Genomic DNA, 16136 nt, shown 5'->3' with positions numbered 1-16136 from the left:
GCCTGTGCTGCGGGTGTTCTAGCGGGCGGCGCTGCCGGTGCCAAGGTGGCGGAGGGCCGCGAGATCGGCGGCGCTGTCGATATCGGCGAGCGTGTCGGCGGTGGCGACGCGCAGCCCCGCCATGCTGCGCAGCGTGTCGGCGCGGGCATGGGCGCTCGACCAGCGCACGCCCCGGAAAAGCCCCGGCGGCGCGGCGCGGCGTCCTGCGAGCCCGACCAGCCAGTAGCCCCCGTCGGGGGCCGGGCCGATCACGGCGTCATGGGCGGCCAGCGCATGGAAGGCGCGGGCGACATGGGCGCGGGTGATGCCGGGGATGTCGGCGCCGATGACGATGGCGGGGCCGGGGGCCTGGCGCAGGATCCGCCCCATCCGCGCGCCCAGATCGCCGCGTCCCTGGGGCAGGCGGGGCAGATCCGCGGGCCAGGCGCGGCTTTCCTGCCCTTCGCGGTCGGGGCTGACGGCCAGCACCAGCTCCCATCGCGGATCGCGCAGCCGGCGCAGGAGCGCCCGGGTCTGGTGGCGGAACCACCAGGCGGCCGGGACCATGCCGATGCCCGCGCCCAGCCGCGTCTTGACCCGGCCCGGCCGCGGCTCCTTCACCATCACGGCCAGGCGGGGACGGATCACGGGCGGTCGCGCCACATGTCGACATGCGGGATGCCCGCATCGTCGTATTCCTCGCCGTCCGGGGTGAAGCCGAGCTTGCGGTAGAAGCCCGCGGCCGAGACCTGCGAGGACAGCTTGACCCGCTGCACCTCCGGCGTCTCGCGGATGGCGTCGAGCGCGGCGAACATCAGCCGCGCGCCCAGCCCGGTGCCGCGATAGGTGTCGAGCACGCAGACCCGCTCGATCTTCGCGGTCTCCCCGACCATCCGCCAGCGCAGCGTGCCCGCCGGGTTCCCGGCCTCGCGCGCGATCAGGTGCCGTGCCTCGGTGTCGAGCCCGTCCCATTCCAGCTCGGCCGGGATGTTCTGCTCGTCGATGAACACCGCCTGCCGCAGCGCGCGGATATCCGCCATGTCCTTGCCGGTTGCGGCTTCTGTGATGATCATTGCGCGAAATACTCCGTCAGGATGCGGCTGTAGATGGCCTTGAGCTGCGGGATCTGGGCGATCTCCACCCGCTCGTCCACCTGGTGCATGCGGTGCCCGACCAGGCCGAATTCCACCACCGGGCAGTGATCCTTGACGAAGCGCGCATCCGAGGTGCCGCCCGAAGTGGACAGCTCCGGCGTCACGCCGGTCTCGGCGGTCACGGCCTGCGCCACCAGATCGACCAGCGGCCCCGGCGGGGTCAGGAAGCTCTCGCCCGAGACGGCGGTGGTCATGTCGAAGCCGATGCCGGTCTCCTCGGCGACCTGACCCATCTCCTGCGCCATCCAGGCGACGAGCCCGGCGCTGTCATGCAGGTCGTTGAAGCGGATATTCACCGTCGCGCGGCAGCTCGCGGGCACGACATTGGTCGCCGGATTGCCGGTGTCGAAGGTGGTGACGGCCAGGGTCGAGGGGTCGAAATGGTCGCTGCCGGCATCGAGCACGGCCGAGCTGAGCCGGTCGACCAGCTTCGCCATCGCCGGGACCGGATTGGCGGTCTTGTGGGGATAGGCGACATGGCCCTGGATGCCGCTGGCGGTGAAGAAGGCGCTGACCGAGCCGCGCCGCCCGATCTTCATCATGTCGCCCAGCGTCTCGGGGCAGGTCGGCTCGCCGACCAGGCAGGCCGCCATCGCCTCGCCCTCGGCCGCCATCCAGTCGAGCAGCGCGACCGTGCCGTCCTTTGCCGGGCCCTCCTCGTCGCCGGTGATCGCCAGGATCACCGCGCCGTCGGGCGGCGCCTGGGTGACGAGGTCGATCGCCGCGGCGGCGAAGGCGGCGACGCCGGATTTCATGTCGGTCGCCCCGCGGCCGTAGAGCCAGCCCCCGGCCTCCTCGGCGCCGAACGGGTCCATGGTCCAGGCGGCGGCATCGCCCACGGGGACCACGTCGGTATGGCCGTTGAAGCCGAAGGTCCTCGGATGCCCTTTGGCGCCCCAGCGGGCGAAGAGATTGGCGGTGCCGTTGCGGTCGACGCGGGTGCAGGCGAACCCGGCAGCGGCGAGCTCCCCCGCCAGCAGCTCCAGTGCGCCGCCCTCCTCGGGGGTGACAGAGGGGCAGCGCACGAGGCGGCGGGTCAGCGCGACGGGATCGGTTGGCATCGGCGGTCTCCTTTGGGGCCGGAGTACCGCGCAGATGCCAGGCGTGCAATCCGCCCCCTCAGTCCCGGTCTTCGTCTCCGAAGAACGGGGTCATCTGCGCCACGATCACGGCATTCTCGGCCAGCGCGCGGTCCATCAGCTCCGCCTCGTCGGCATCGATCTCGTGGCCCATCGCCTCGCGCTCCTCGCGGGTGCCGTAGCCGGTGACATCGAGCGGGGCGAGATCGGCCTGCTTCAGCACGGCAACGGTCTCGCGCACGGCCTCGGCCTCGTCGACGCCGGAGGAGTAGCACATCAGCGCCGCTCCGGTTGCGCCCTCGGGCAGCCCGTCGCCTTTCTTGCGTCCGAGCTGGACGAGCAGGGTGAAGACCTGCTGGGGTTTCTTTTCCTTGGTCATGGGCGGCAGATGCGCGCGAATGGCTGCGGCGTCAAGCGGGTTGTTCGGGCAGGGGCGCGCGGGCAGGGTGGAGCCGGATTTGAGCGGGGCGATTGGATGGTGGAATTTGCGGACGAGACGGACATCGAGGCCTGGCTGAAAGACCAGCCAGATCAGGTCTCGATCCATCTTGCGGCGCGCTCGGCGCTTCGGGCACTGCCGGGCTTTGGTTTGGCTGACCAAGAAATGGCTTTGCCAGGTTTGGGGCTAAATGATGGAGCCTCACTGTCTGAGGTTGTTCTGCCAGCTCTTCGAGCTGCCATTTTGTCCGCGGCAGCCGCCAATGCTCCAACTGAGAAGTTTTCTCTGTTGGTTGCCGCATCGCGCTCTCTTCGATCCAAATACCGCGCAGGGAGGGGGGCTGCCTCTTTACTTTCCCCTAGGTCTTTGGTGCGGCGTGCCTTGTCTGCAGCTCTGTCCGCCGCCGCCTCAGTAGAGTCTAGAAATGGTCTTTGGCGGGAAGCTGCCGCAGCCGCCGTTGGTGATACTGCTGCTTTCGGGCGCGCTTCTGCGTTTGCTGCGGCCTCAAGAGATGTGAACGTCGCAAACGGGACGAACGATGGTTGGTGCGCAGTCTGGCAGAACGAACAAGGCTTGTGGATTGGCAAAGACGAACCGGAGGTGCTGAGGAAAGGAAGGAAGGCAATTTTGAAGTATTTCAGTGGCAACGAAAGCGATTGGGCTTTCTGGAGCCGCTGGTATCTCGCGATCCTTGCTGGAACTTGGAGCGACTGGGAGCTCTGCCGCGACATCGCCCTGATCCCGGACGACATTTGGGAAGAAGGTCCGGCGGCGGTGGCTGACGCGATCCGGAAAATCGAGCACCAGAGAAAGGCGCTGCCTCCCGAAGCGGCGCGGACGCAGGCACAGCATCTTTTGCGGGACCCGAAACGGTCGAGCCTCTATGCGGCCGGCTTGGCACAGCTCCTCGGAACGGCGATACATGCTGTCGGGAACGCACTGCCGGACCCGTTTGCGGCGGCAGAGCCGTTGCAGAAATACCTGCAGCAGATCTCGGCGGTGCTGCTGGCGACCCATCTGACCGATCAGGAGGCGCAGCTGGCGAAGCTGCTGGAGCAGGCTGCCGATACCGTCGCGCGGCTGGTCCGGGAGCTGCGGGAGGCGCAGGCCGAGATTGGCCTGCTGGAGGCAAAGCTTGCGGCCGCCGAGACGGCTGCCGAAAAAGCCGAGTTGCAGGCGCAGGCTGCGGAGAACCCGAAAATCAACTGGCGCCAGAAGGTTTCCGATAGCGCCCTGACGGGGTTCGGCGAGAATACTGGGGCCCTGTTTTCCGGGGTGCTCTGGGGTGGTCTTGGAGTGGGGCTAATGTATCTGCTCGGCCCGGATGCGAATGACGCCGTCGCCGCCACCTCGCAATGCTTCAACGACATCATCCAGCCGGTCTATCTGCGCGAGGTCACACAAGCGGTGTCCCTCGACATCTGAGCGATGTGCAAAGGGCCGCGGCCGAGACTGGGAAGCCGGGCGCTCCGGGATAGCGTTGCAGGACATTGGCGAAGGACCTTGCACGCGCGCTGGGCGGAGCTCTGGATGCGGCCGCACCGGGTGAGGGCTGGCCGCGGCCGGTCTCCGTGCCACGGTCGGGACAGTTGATCCCGGCATGGAACAGGGCTAGCGAAGGCCTAGATATGCATGGACGTTTCCAGGAAGGACAGGGCGATGACGGGCAATCCTACGGCGGCGATGCTGGTGATCGGGGACGAGATCCTCTCGGGCCGCACCCGCGACTCCAACATGCACTATCTCGCGGGCGAGCTGACCCGCCACAACATCCCCCTCGCCGAGGCGCGCTTCATCCCCGACGAGGCCGCGACCATCACCGCGGCCGTCCGCACGCTGTCGGAGGCGCATGACTATGTCTTCACCTCGGGCGGCATCGGGCCGACGCATGACGACATCACCGCCGATGCCGTCGCCGCCGCCTTCGGCGCCCATATCGATGTGCGCGATGACGCCCGCGCCATCCTCGCCGCGCATTACGCCAATCGCGGCACCGAGATGAACGAGGCGCGGCTGCGCATGGCCCGCATCCCCGACGGCGCGACGCTGATCGACAACCCGGTCTCGGCCGCGCCGGGCTTCGTGCTCGGCAATGTCCATGTCATGGCCGGCGTGCCCTCGGTCTTCCAGGCGATGGTCGCCTCGGTGATGCCGACGCTTTCGGGCGGCGCGCCGCTCCTGAGCCAGTCGGTGACGCTCTACATGCCCGAGGGCGAGATCGCCGGGCCGCTGCGGCGGCTGGCCGAGGAATTCCCCGAGCTGTCGATGGGCAGCTACCCGTTCCAGCGCGACGGCGCCTTCGGCGCGCAGATCGTCGTGCGGGGCACCGACGGGCCGAAGATCGACGCCGCCATGGCGCGGCTGGGCGAGGTGCTGCCGCCGGTGGCGCCGTGAGCCTGCCCGGGCCGGAGGAGATGCGCCAGGCGCTGGCCGCGACCTGGCCCGCGGCGGAAGAGACCGCGCTGGGCCCGTTCCGGATGCGCCGCTCGCCCGGCGGCGGGAAGCGGGTCAGCGCGGCGCGGGCGCTGCCCGGGGCCGAAGGCCTGGCCGAGGCGCTGCCGCGGGCGGTGGCGCAGATGCAGGCCTGGGGCCAGGCGCCGGTCTTCCAGATCCTGCCAGACACGCCCGGGCTCGACGCGCTGCTGGAGCGCGAGGGCTATGCGATCAAGGATCCGAGCCTGCTCTATGCCGCGCCGCTGGACGCCTTTGCCGGCATCGAAATGCCGCGGCTGACGACCTTCGCCCATTGGCCGCCCTTGTCGATCCAGGAGGAGATCTGGGCGCAGGGCGGGATCGGCCGCGACCGCATGGCGGTGATGTCCCGTGTCGGCGGGCCGCATGTCTCGCTGATGGCGCGCGACGGGGACGTCCCGGCCGGCACCGCCTTCGCCGCGGTCGACGGCCGCATCGCGATGATCCACGCGATCGAGATCCGCCCCGCTTTTCGCCGTCGCGGCAATGGCGCGAGGCTGATGGCGCGGGCCGCGGCCTGGGCAGCAGAGCAGGGCGCGGAGGTGCTGGCGCTCGCCGTGACCGAGGGCAATGCCGGGGCGCGGGCGCTCTATGCCGGGCTCGGGATGGAGCCGGTGCTTCGCTACCACTACCGCGTGCAGCCATGAGCCGGGCCCTGCTGGCCATCGCGGCGCTGGCTCTGCCGGGCCTGGCGGTCGCGGAAGAGACCGGGCGCCGCGACGATCCGGTCGGCCAGTACAGCCTGCCCGCGGGCGCGTTCGACGGCACCGAAGTGCCGCAGCAGAGCCTCGACGCCCGGCGCGAGACGGTCGCCTGGTCGCGCCCGCTCGACGCGGAGACGACGCCGCTCTCGGTCTTCGAGACGCTGGCATCGGAGATCGAGGACGGCGGCGGTCGGATCCTCTTCCGCTGCGCGGCCGCGGATTGCGGCGGCTTCGATTTCCGCAGCGGCATCGAGCTTCTGCCGCCGCCGCAGATGTATCTCGACCTGTCGGAATTCTACGCGCTCGGCGCCGAGACCGGGACGGGGGACGGGCTGCGCCTCTTGGTGGTCAGCCGGACCGCGTCGCAGGTCTTCTGGCAGCAGACGACGCTCCTGCCTGCCACGGTGGCACCGGTCGGGCTCGCCCCGGAAACGGCCCCGGTCCCGGGGCCCGAAGCGGGGGATCTGGCGGCGGAGCTCGATGCGGAGGGCTTCGCGGTGCTCGAGGATGTCAGCTTCGCGACCGGCGCGGACACGCTCGGCGAGGAGGTTCCGGCGAGCCTGCCGGCGCTGGCGGCCTATCTGGCGGCGCATCCCGGCTATCGCGCGACGATCGTTGGTCATAGCGATGCCAGCGGCAAGGCGGCGGCCAACATGGATCTGTCGCAGCGGCGCGCCGCTTCGGTGCGCAGCCTGCTGGTCGACGGGCTGGGCCTGGCGCCGGAGCGGGTCGCCGCGGCCGGCGTGGGCGCGCTGGCGCCGCGGGCGACCAACGCCACCGAAGAGGGGAGGCGGAAGAACCGGCGGGTCGAGGTCGTGATCGGCTTCGAATAGCGGGGATCCGAGGGGCGGGGCCTCTCCGGTCTCGAAGAACGTCGCGGAGGCCGGACTGCAGGGAAAGGAGCGCTCTGGCTGGCTGCCGGGCGGTCGCCGGGCAGGCCAGCGCTCCGGTGCTTGGCATAGCGGCCGCGGGACGGGCTGCTGTTCCGCTCGGGCTCCGGCCAGACAGGCTTTTCGGCAGCTTGCCAGTGCGCGGGCAGCGGGGACAGGCGCCCCCGCGGCCGGATCAGGCGATGGCGCGGTCGGCCTGGGCCTGCGGGGCCTCGACATAGGCGTCGACCAGGAACTGGACGAAGCTGCGCACCCGCGGCAGGCTGCCATGGCTCGGCGCATGGGCGACATAGAGCGGCGCGGTCTGGGCGGGCAGGGTCGGCATGGCCGACTGCAGCTGCCCGGCGGCCAGCGCGTCGCCGACCAGGAAATCCGGCAGGAAGGCGATGCCCATGCCGGCGATGGCGCTGTCCTTCAGGCAGGTGCCGCTATTGGTCGCCAGCCGGCCGCGGCTGCGCACCACGCGCGCCTCGCCGCTCGCCGAGACCAGCGTCCAGGACGGATCGCCGCCGCTTTCGAGCTGATGGAGCAGCGAATGCTGCGCCAGATCCTCGATCCGCGCGGGGCTGCCATGCCGGGCGAGATAGTCCGGGCTGGCCACGAGAAGGCGCGTGACGGTGTCGAGCTTGTGGCTGCGCAGCGTGCTGTCGGGCTTGCTGCCCAGGCACACCGACAGGTCGATATCGCCATTGACCGCCTCGCAGGGGTCGTGGCCCAGCACCAGGTTCACGTCGACCCCCGGGTTGAGCTCGAGATACTCCGCCACCAGGGGCGCCAGCACGCAGGTGCCGAAATCCGCGGGCGCCAGCACTTTCAGCGTGCCGGTCGGCTCCGCCTGCATGCCGAGCACGGCGGCATCGGCCTGCACGGCCGCGTTCAAAACGTTTCGTGCCCGGTCGTAGTAGACCAGGCCGACATCGGTCGGATTGACCCGCCGCGTGGTGCGGTTCAGCAGCCGGGCGCCCAGCCGCGCCTCCAGAGAGGAGACATGTTTCGAGACCGCCGACTTCGAAATCCCCAGCTTCTGAGCCGCCCCGGTGAATCCTCCCTGATCCACGACCGCGGCAAAGGCTTCCATCTCAGACAGTCTGTCCATACTCCACTCCAACCGTTCCTTCCCCCGCGAACCTGATTACGCGGGATTTTCGTACAAACATCATAAAAATCATCGCATGATCTCAGGTAAGGGCCAAGTATTGGCCAAGACCCTAGTTAACGCAATCATGCGAAGCTGGGAAACTACCTGGTTCCCACGATCCGTCCAGCGGGAAGATGCCGGACGCCTTCCGATTGTTCCACCTGGACATAGCTTTTCCCTGAACTGGATCAACCCTAGCGAAAGCGGCGTGAAAAATGAATCATAATTTGAGCATTAGCCGGTAGGCATCGGCGATTGCCCGCTTGGCATCGATTCCGCGGGCCGAGTCCGCGCCGCCGACGGTATGGGTGCTGCCCGCGGGGCGCCGCGCCGCAAGATCCGCCAAAGCGGTTTCGGATTCCTGCCCGGCGCAGATCACCACCTGGTCGGCGGCAAAGACCTGCTCCGCGTCCTTCCGCCGGTAGCGCAGCCCGCCGGGCCCGATCTCCAGGTACTCGACCCCAGCCTCCATCTGCACGCCCTTCGCGCGCAGGCTGCTGCGGTGGATCCAGCCCGTGGTCTTGCCCAGCGAGCCGCCGAACTTGCCGGCGCTGCGCTGGAACATGGCGATCTCGCGCGGCGGCGGCGCGGGCTCGGCGCCCCCGGGGCGCAGCCCGCCGCGGTCCTGCCGCGGATCGCCGACGCCCCATTCGCGTTTCCAGAGCGCCAGATCCTCCGACGGGCTCTGGCCGGGGACATGGGCCAGGAATTCCGCCACGTCGAAGCCGATCCCGCCGCCGCCGATCACCGCCACCCGCTTGCCGGGCGCGGCCCTGCCCGAAAGCAGCTCGGCATAGCTGACCACCTCGGCGCCCGGCGCCACGGGAATGCCGGGCGCCCGCGGCCGCACGCCGGTGGCGATCACCACATGGTCATAGGCCCCGAGCTCCTCCGCCGTGACGCGGTGGCCGAGGCGCAGATCAACGCCCGAGGCCGCCAATTCGCCCGCGAACCAGTCAAGCAGGCCGCGGAACTCCTCCTTGCCGGGGATCCGCGCGGCGAGGACCAGCTGGCCGCCGATCTCGTCGGCCGCCTCGTAGAGCGTGACCCGGTGGCCGCGCTCTGCGGCCGCCAGCGCCGCGGTCATCCCGGCCGGACCTGCCCCCGCTACCGCAATGTCGAGCGGCTCCGCGGCGGGCTCGGGCACCAGCACGGTCTCGTGGCAGGCGCGCGGATTGACCAGGCAGCTCGTCAGCTTCATTGCGAATGTGTGGTCGAGGCAGGCCTGGTTGCAGGCGATGCAGGGCGCGATCCGCGCCGCCTCGCCGCGCGCCGCCTTGGCGACGAACTGCGGATCGGCGAGGAAGGGCCGGGCCATCGACACCATGTCGGCGCAGCCCTCGGCCAGCACGTCCTCGGCGATCTGGGGCGTGTTGATCCGGTTCGAGGTGACGAGCGGAATGCCGACCTCGCCCATCAGCCGCTTCGTCACCCAGGCGAAGGCGCGGCGCGGCACGCTGGTGGCGATAGTCGGGATCCGCGCCTCGTGCCAGCCGATGCCGGTATTGAGGATCGAGGCCCCGGCCGCCTCCACCGCGCGCGCCAGCGTCACGACCTCCTCCCAGCTCGAGCCGTCGGGCACGAGGTCGATCATCGACAGCCGGTAGATCAGGATGAAATCGGCGCCCACCGCCGCGCGCACCCGCCGCACCACCTCGACCGGCAGCCGCATCCGGTTCTCGTAGCTGCCGCCCCAGCGGTCCTCGCGCCGGTTGGTATGGGCGACCAGGAACTGGTTCAGGAAATACCCTTCCGAGCCCATGATCTCGACCCCGTCATAACCCGCCTCGCGGGCGCGGGCCGCCGCCGCTGCGATATCGGCGATCTGGGTCTCGATCCCGGCCTCGTCCAGCGCATGCGGCCGGAAGGGCGAGATCGGCGCGCGGATCGCCGAGGGCGCCACCGCCCGGTCGGAATAGGCATAGCGCCCGGCATGCAGGATCTGCGCCGCGATCCGCCCGCCCGCGCCATGGACCCGCTCGGTCACCATGCGGTGATGCGCGACATCCTCTGCGGTCCTCAGCCCCGCCGCGCCGGGCAGCACCGCGCCCTCGGCATTCGGCGCCAGCCCGCCAGTGACGATCAGCCCGGCCCCGCCCTCGGCGCGCGCGGCATAGAAGGCGCCGACCCGCGCCCAGTCGCCGGTCTCCTCGAGCCCGGTATGCATCGAGCCCATCAGCACCCGGTTGGGCAGCGTCACATGGCCCAGCTCGAGCGGGCGCAGAAGATGCGGATAAGCGGTCATGGCGGTCCTCCCTCGGGCAGAGGGAAGCGCGGGCCGCGCCGACTGTCCAGAGCGCGCGTGACGGAACGCGGCGTCACGGATGCGGGGCGGGGGCGCGGCAGAGCGAGAGATGCGGGATCCGCACTCCGCGCCCGGCCATGCCGGTGAAAACCAGGTCGATCCAGCCGCGGCGGAAGAGGCCCGGGACCGGGGTCGGCGCCGCGGGCCCGGGGCCGAGCGGCGTCACGCGCGCGCCTGCCGCCAGGGCGAGCGGAACGGTCATCTGCCAGGGGGTGCCATTCTCCTCGATCGTCAGCCGCAGATAGCCGCCGCCGGGAAGGGGGGTATTGCCAGCCGCCAGGGCCAGCCGCAGCCGGAGGTTATGCGCGGGGCCCAGATCCGCGGCCATCTCCGCAGGCAGGTCGATCGCCAGCGAGACATAGCTGCCGCCGAAGCGCCGGGCCGAGAGCTCCAGCCCATCGGCGCGGGCCTCCAGCCGGATCTCCGCTGCAGCGCCGCCGTCATGGAATAGTGCCGCATCCGGGGCGAAGCGCCCCTCAAGCGGGCCGGAGCCGCATCCGCGGCGCCAGGGCAGGGGCAGATGCTCCAGCACCGGCTGCGGATGGCGCAGCGCGCGGAGCGGGGGCAGGCCGCCGGTCATCCGGCCCGGTCTGCCAAGGGGCGATACGGCCGCCGCAGGGCGCGTGCCCGACCGCGACCGGCCGGGCTTCCGGGCGCAGCGGCAGCCGGGTCGGGCCTGGCTGCGGCCCGGGCGGTCACATCATCATGCCGCGGGCGAGGCCCGGAATGATGATGTCGCGCAGCGCGATGATGCCGATGAACACCACCAGCGGCGCCAGATCCAGCGCCCCGGTATCGGGCAGGATCCGCCGGATCGGCCGGTAGAGCGGGTCGAGCAGCCGGTTCAGCCCGTCCCAGATCTGGTAGACCAGCGGCTGGCTGAGGTTCAGCACGTTGAAATTGATCAGCCAGCTCATGATGATGTGAACGATCATGACGAAAAAGACGACGCTGAGGATCAGGTCGACAAGTTGCAGGATCATGATCATGGGCGGAACTCTCCTCGGGAATGGCGCTTTGCCAAGCACCTAGGCATTCATGGTAAAAAGAACAAGAACGGACGCGATGTCCGCCTTGACGCGCCCCCAGGGCGCTGGCCCTCTGCCGGCAATCCGAGGAGGTTCCGATGTATCCGTTCATCCGCATGGCCGCCGATCTCTGGCTCTACCGCAAGGCGCCGCCGCTCTTGCCGCAGGAGCTGCATGCCACCACCCACCGCATCTGGCCCTGGGATCTCGACATGTTCCTCGAGCTCAACAACGGCCGCACGCTGACGCTCTACGACATCGCCCGCGTCGTCCAGGCCAAGCGCACCGGGCTCTGGGGCGTCCTCAAGCGCCAGCGCTGGGGCATGACCGTGGCGGGGCTCTCCGTGCGCTTCCGCCGCCGCGTCCGGGTCTTCCACCAGGTCGAGTCGCGGGTGCGGCTGGCCGCCTGGGACCACCGGTTCTTCTATCTCGACCAGTCGATGTGGCGGAAGGGCGAGTGCACCTCGCAGATCCTCGTGCGGATCGCCGTGACCGACGCCAATGGCATCGTGCCCACGCAAAAGGTGCTGGCGGCCATGGGCCATGACGGACCCTCGCCCGAGGTTCCGGACTGGATCCGCGCCTGGATCGAGGCCGAGGGAGGCCGCCCCTGGCCGCCGCAATAGCCGCGTGCGACTCGCTTGGCGCCTGTCCGCGCCCGTGCTATCCCTTGTGGAATGAACGCGCATAACCGCAATATCAGCCCCGCACCGATCCGCCAGCTCGACGAGGCCGCCATCAACCGCATTGCCGCGGGCGAGGTGGTCGAACGTCCCGCCTCGGCGGTGAAGGAGCTTGCCGAGAATGCGCTCGATGCCGGGGCCGGGCGGATCGAGATCGACTATGCCGATGGCGGCAAGACGCTGATCCGCGTCACCGATGACGGCCATGGCATCGCCGCGGCGGATCTGCCGCTGGCAATGTCGCGCCATGCCACCTCGAAAATCGACGGCAGCGACCTGCTGAACATCCACAGCTTCGGCTTCCGCGGCGAGGCGCTGCCCTCGCTCGGCGCGGTCGGCCGTCTCTCGGTCACCAGCCGCTTCGCAGGCGCCGAGGCCGCGTCGATCACGGTGGAGGGCGGACGGCTGGCGCCGGTGCGCCCCGCCGCGCTCGGCCGCGGCACGGTGGTGGAGCTGCGCGACCTCTTCTACGCCACGCCCGCGCGGCTGAAATTCCTGCGCACCGACCGCTCCGAGGCGCAGGCCATCGCCGATACCGTGCGCCGCCTCGCCATGGCCGAGCCCGCGGTCGCCTTCACCCTGCGCGAAAGCCGCGAGGACGGCGGCCGCACCGTCCTGCGCCTCAATGCCGAGACCGGCGACCTCTTCGACGCGCTCCATGGCCGGCTGGGCCGGATCCTCGGCGCAGAGTTCATCGAGAACGCCATCCGCGTCGAGGCCGAGCGCGAGGGCGTCCGCCTGACCGGCTATGCCGCGCTGCCGACCTATGCGCGCGGCTCCTCGCAGGCGCAGTACCTTTTCGTCAATGGCCGTCCGGTCCGCGACAAGCTGCTCAGCGGCGCGCTGCGCGCCGCCTACATGGACGTGCTGCCCTCGGGGCGCTATCCGGCGGCGGTGCTTTTCGTCGATCTCGACCCGCAGCTGGTCGACGTCAACGTCCATCCCGCCAAGGCCGAAGTGCGCTTCCGCGACTCCGGAACGGTGCGCGGGCTGATCGTCTCGGCGCTGCGCCATGCGCTGGCGGGGGAGGGGCACCGCGCCTCCTCCACCGTCTCCGGCGCGATGCTGGGGGCCTTCCGCCCGGAAGAAACCTCCGCCCAGCCGCCGCGCGTCTACCAGATGGACCGCCCCTCGCTGCAGGGCCGTGCCGCCGCCTACATGGCCCAGGCCCCTGCGCCGCGCCCCGCGCCCGATCTGCCGCCGATGGAGGGCTTCGGCGCGCCCTCGGCCCGGTTCGAGCCCGCCGCGCCGCCCGCGCCCGCGCCGGTGCCCGACGAGGCGCCGCAGGACCATCCGCTCGGCGCCGCGCGCGCGCAGCTCCACGAGAACTACATCATCGCCCAGACCCCCGACGGCATGGTCATCGTCGACCAGCATGCCGCGCATGAGCGGCTGGTCTACGAGGAGCTGAAGGCCCAGGCCGCGACCCGCTCGGTCCCTGCCCAGGCGCTGCTGATCCCCGAGATCGTCACCCTGCCGGCCGGGGGCGCCGAGGCGCTGCGGGAGATCGCGGAGGACCTCGCCGGGCTCGGCCTGTCGCTGGAGCCCTTCGGCCCCGATACCGTGGCGGTGCGCGAGACGCCCGCGATCCTCGGCCATGTCGATGCCGCGAAGCTCCTGCGCGACATCTGGGACGAGCTCGAGGGCACTGGCGGCGATGCGCTGAAGGCCCGCATCGACGCGGTCCTGTCGCGCATGGCCTGCCACGGCTCGGTCCGCTCCGGCCGCCAGATGCAGCCGCAGGAGATGAACGCGCTCCTGCGCCGGATGGAGGCGACGCCGCTCTCCGGCCAGTGCAATCACGGCCGCCCGACCTATGTGCGGCTGAAGCTCTCCGACATCGAACGGCTCTTCGGGCGCACATGACCGGCGCTGCCCTGGCCTTCGACCTGCAGGATCCGCGGCTCTGGATGGCGGCGGGCGCGGCGGGGCTGCTCGTGCTGCTGCTGCTCGCCTCGCTGCGCGCCTCCTCCCGCGCGGCGCGCCAGTCCGAGGCGCTGGTCCAGTCGATCCAGGCCGTCGGCACGCGCGTCCAGGGGCTGGGCGAGGCCCAGCAGCGTCTGGCCGGCGGGCTTTCCCATGTCGCCGAGGCGCAGGCGGTGGCGCAATCGGCCATGCTGGCGACGATGGAGCGGCGGCTGGAGGAGGTCACCAAGTCGATGGGCGACACGCTGCACGGCCAGGCGACGCGGACGGCGCGCAGCCTCGGCGACCTGCAGCAGCGGCTGGAGGCGATCGACAAGGCGCAGTCGAATATCGAGAAGCTCTCGGGCGACGTGCTGGGGCTGCAGGACATCCTGGCCAACAAGCAGACCCGCGGCGCCTTCGGCGAGATCCAGCTGCATGACATCGTGCAATCCGCGCTGCCCGCAGACAGCTACCGGATGCAGGCGACGCTCTCGAACGGGCGGCGGGCGGACTGCCTGATCCACCTGCCGAACCCGCCGGGGCCGATCGTGATCGACTCGAAATTCCCGCTGGAGGCCTACGAGGCGCTGCGCAATGCCCGCGACGAGCGCGAGCAGGCCGTGGCCGCGCGCGACATGCGCACCGCCCTGCGCAGCCATCTGCGCGCGATTGCCGAGAAATACATCATCGAGGGCGAGACCGCCGACGGCGCGCTGATGTTCCTGCCCTCCGAGGCGGTCTATGCCGAGCTGCATGCCAGCTTCCCCGAGATCGTCCGCGAGGGGTTCTCGCTGCGGGTCTGGACCGTTTCTCCGACCACCTGCATGGCGGTGCTGAACACGATGCGCGCGGTGCTGAAGGACGTGCGGATGCGCGAGCAGGCGGGCCATGTCCGCCGCGAGCTCGGGCTGCTGGCCCGCGATGTCGAGCGGCTGGGAGACCGGGTCGGCAATCTCGACCGGCATTTCGGCCAGGCGGCCAAGGACCTCGCCGAGATCCGCACCAGCGCCGAGAAGGCCGGGCGCCGGGCGCAGCGGCTGGACAATTTCGACTTCGAGGAGATCGCGCCCCAGCCCGCGGAGGCGGCTCTTCGCCCAGCCGGTCCGCAGCCACTGGCGGAGTTTCCCCGTCGCGGCTAGATCTGCCGGTACAGATTCTTGGACAAAAGAACGACAGGCAGGACAGGCATGCGGATTCTTCCGGCACTATCGGCCCTTGCGGGCCTTTTTCTCGCCGCCCAGGCCATGGCCGGCGAAGCGGTTTTCGGCCTCGGCCAGAGCGACCCGGGCTCGGCGCGCGACGACCGCGATCTTAGCGTTTCGGCCGATCTGCGCAGCAACACGCTGGGCGAAATCGGTCCGGTGGGGATCAGGCTCGGCGGTGGCGCGGTGCTCGACGGGATCGACGATCTCTGGGTCGGCGCCGGCGTGACGGCGGAGGTGCCGCTGGGCGGCGCCTGGTTCGTCGAGGGCAGCGCAATGCCCGGCTATTACGATTTCGCCAATGGCGTGAACACCAAGGACGATCTGGCGCTGCGCACCCGGCTGGGCGTGGGGCTGCGGATGCCCTCGGGCGATGCGGTCTCGGTGGCGATCGACCATCGCGCCGGACCCGATGGCGGCTTCCGTTCCAGCGCGGAACGGGTCGGGCTGCAGTACCACCACGCTTTCGGCGGCTGATCCGCCCGGACACGAAAAAGGCCCCCGCGGGGGCCTTTGACTGTCTCTGTCCCGGGGCGCTCAGAGCTTCCCGGTCAGCTCCGGCACGGCGTCGAAGAGGTCGGCGACGAGGCCGTAATCGGCGACCTGGAAGATCGGGGCCTCCTCGTCCTTGTTGATCGCGACGATGACCTTCGAGTCCTTCATCCCCGCAAGGTGCTGAATCGCCCCGGAAATCCCCGCCGCGATATACAGATCCGGCGCCACCACCTTGCCGGTCTGCCCGACCTGCCAGTCATTCGGCGCAAAGCCCGAGTCGACCGCCGCCCGCGAGGCGCCCACCGCCGCGCCCAGCTTGTCCGCCAGCGCGCCGATGATCGCGAAGCTCTCCTCGGAGCCGACGCCGCGACCGCCCGAGACCACGATCTTCGCCGAGGTCAGCTCGGGACGGTCGCTCTCCGCCAGCTTGTCCTCGACCCATTCGGCGAGGCCCGTCGCGCCGGGCACCGAAACCGTCTCGACCGCGCAGGCGGGCTGGCTTCCGGCGGCCTCGAAAGTCGAGGTGCGGATGGTCGCTACCTTCTTGGTATCAATGGATTTCACCGTCTGGATCGCGTTCCCGGCATAGACCGGACGCTCGAAGGTCGCGCCGTCGACGACGGCCGTCACGTCCGAAATGATCATCACGTCGAGCAGCGC

At 70.3% G+C, this 16136-nt stretch carries 17 protein-coding genes; 8 read left to right on the top strand and 9 right to left on the bottom strand.

Annotated elements, in window-relative coordinates; translation table 11 throughout:
* Positions 1-18: 18 nt before the first annotated feature.
* The 4 genes from FGX59_RS17835 to FGX59_RS17820 are packed head-to-tail and all read right to left on the bottom strand — an operon-like array spanning position 19 to position 2591.
* The gene (locus FGX59_RS17835; protein ID WP_138468570.1) at positions 19-603 is read right to left on the bottom strand and encodes a TIGR04282 family arsenosugar biosynthesis glycosyltransferase; all 585 of its coding nucleotides are present in this window, start codon (positions 601-603) and stop codon (positions 19-21) included.
* Between the two features lie 20 nt (positions 604-623).
* Positions 624-1052 (bottom strand): GNAT family N-acetyltransferase, encoded by a 429-nt coding sequence (locus FGX59_RS17830; protein WP_138468495.1) that lies wholly within the window; start codon positions 1050-1052, stop codon positions 624-626.
* Positions 1049-2194, bottom strand: a complete 1146-nt coding sequence (gene dapE, locus FGX59_RS17825) for a succinyl-diaminopimelate desuccinylase (protein ID WP_138468494.1) — start codon at positions 2192-2194, stop codon at positions 1049-1051. The genes FGX59_RS17830 and dapE overlap by 4 nt, the downstream gene beginning before the upstream one ends.
* A gap of 58 nt (positions 2195-2252) precedes the next feature.
* Positions 2253-2591 carry a hypothetical protein gene (locus FGX59_RS17820; RefSeq protein ID WP_138468493.1) on the bottom strand — a complete coding sequence of 113 codons (339 nt, stop codon included), beginning with the start codon at positions 2589-2591 and terminating at the stop codon, positions 2253-2255.
* A gap of 96 nt (positions 2592-2687) precedes the next feature.
* Between FGX59_RS17820 and FGX59_RS17815 the strand changes: the two genes are divergently transcribed.
* The 4 genes from FGX59_RS17815 (at position 2688) to FGX59_RS17800 (ending at position 6660) form a co-directional block, all read left to right on the top strand.
* A complete protein-coding gene (locus tag FGX59_RS17815; protein ID WP_138468492.1) occupies positions 2688-4076 on the top strand; it encodes a hypothetical protein in 1389 nt (462 codons plus the stop codon).
* 234 nt (positions 4077-4310) lie between these two features.
* On the top strand, positions 4311-5045 hold the full coding sequence (locus FGX59_RS17810; protein ID WP_138468491.1) for a molybdopterin-binding protein: 735 nt from the start codon (positions 4311-4313) through the stop codon (positions 5043-5045).
* Complete coding sequence (locus FGX59_RS17805; RefSeq protein WP_240722537.1) at positions 5042-5770, top strand: GNAT family N-acetyltransferase; 729 nt, start codon at positions 5042-5044, stop codon at positions 5768-5770. Before FGX59_RS17810 ends, FGX59_RS17805 begins: the two co-directional genes overlap by 4 nt.
* The gene (locus FGX59_RS17800) at positions 5767-6660 is read left to right on the top strand and encodes an OmpA family protein (protein WP_138468490.1); all 894 of its coding nucleotides are present in this window, start codon (positions 5767-5769) and stop codon (positions 6658-6660) included. Before FGX59_RS17805 ends, FGX59_RS17800 begins: the two co-directional genes overlap by 4 nt.
* Before the next feature lie 232 nt (positions 6661-6892).
* Here the strand turns inward: FGX59_RS17800 and FGX59_RS17795 are convergent, their stop codons facing one another.
* The 4 genes from FGX59_RS17795 to FGX59_RS17780 all read right to left on the bottom strand — a co-directional run bounded on the left by FGX59_RS17795 (position 6893) and on the right by FGX59_RS17780 (position 11143).
* The gene (locus FGX59_RS17795) at positions 6893-7813 is read right to left on the bottom strand and encodes a LysR family transcriptional regulator (protein WP_138468489.1); all 921 of its coding nucleotides are present in this window, start codon (positions 7811-7813) and stop codon (positions 6893-6895) included.
* Between the two features lie 262 nt (positions 7814-8075).
* Complete coding sequence (locus FGX59_RS17790) at positions 8076-10100, bottom strand: NADPH-dependent 2,4-dienoyl-CoA reductase (RefSeq protein WP_138468488.1); 2025 nt, start codon at positions 10098-10100, stop codon at positions 8076-8078.
* A 73-nt stretch (positions 10101-10173) separates the two neighbouring features.
* Positions 10174-10740, bottom strand: a complete 567-nt coding sequence (locus tag FGX59_RS17785; RefSeq protein ID WP_138468487.1) for a DUF6478 family protein — start codon at positions 10738-10740, stop codon at positions 10174-10176.
* A 115-nt stretch (positions 10741-10855) separates the two neighbouring features.
* Positions 10856-11143, bottom strand: a complete 288-nt coding sequence (locus tag FGX59_RS17780) for a YggT family protein (RefSeq protein ID WP_370296114.1) — start codon at positions 11141-11143, stop codon at positions 10856-10858.
* Positions 11144-11286: 143 nt separating this feature from the next.
* Here FGX59_RS17780 and FGX59_RS17775 point away from each other — a divergent pair, with 143 nt between their 5' ends.
* Genes FGX59_RS17775 through FGX59_RS17760 form a run of 4 tightly spaced genes read left to right on the top strand, consistent with a single transcriptional unit; the run spans position 11287 to position 15458 of the window.
* Complete coding sequence (locus FGX59_RS17775) at positions 11287-11814, top strand: acyl-CoA thioesterase (RefSeq protein WP_138468485.1); 528 nt, start codon at positions 11287-11289, stop codon at positions 11812-11814.
* Positions 11815-11865: 51 nt separating this feature from the next.
* Positions 11866-13737, top strand: a complete 1872-nt coding sequence (gene mutL / locus FGX59_RS17770; RefSeq protein WP_138468484.1) for a DNA mismatch repair endonuclease MutL — start codon at positions 11866-11868, stop codon at positions 13735-13737.
* Entirely contained in the window at positions 13734-14918 is a 1185-nt protein-coding gene (locus FGX59_RS17765) for a DNA recombination protein RmuC (protein ID WP_138468483.1), read from the top strand. The genes mutL and FGX59_RS17765 overlap by 4 nt, the downstream gene beginning before the upstream one ends.
* A 48-nt stretch (positions 14919-14966) precedes the next feature.
* Positions 14967-15458, top strand: coding sequence for a hypothetical protein (locus FGX59_RS17760; RefSeq protein ID WP_138468482.1), 492 nt, complete (start codon positions 14967-14969; stop codon positions 15456-15458).
* Between the two features lie 60 nt (positions 15459-15518).
* Here the strand turns inward: FGX59_RS17760 and FGX59_RS17755 are convergent.
* Positions 15519-16136: electron transfer flavoprotein subunit alpha/FixB family protein (locus FGX59_RS17755; protein ID WP_138468481.1), on the bottom strand; the 618-nt coding region annotated here is incomplete at its 5' end.

The sequence above is a fragment of the Poseidonocella sp. HB161398 genome (assembly GCF_005870025.1).
Taxonomy (GTDB): domain Bacteria; phylum Pseudomonadota; class Alphaproteobacteria; order Rhodobacterales; family Rhodobacteraceae; genus Mangrovicoccus.
Note: the sequence above shows the minus strand (reverse complement) of the source record. Positions and strands in the feature narration are given on the sequence as shown.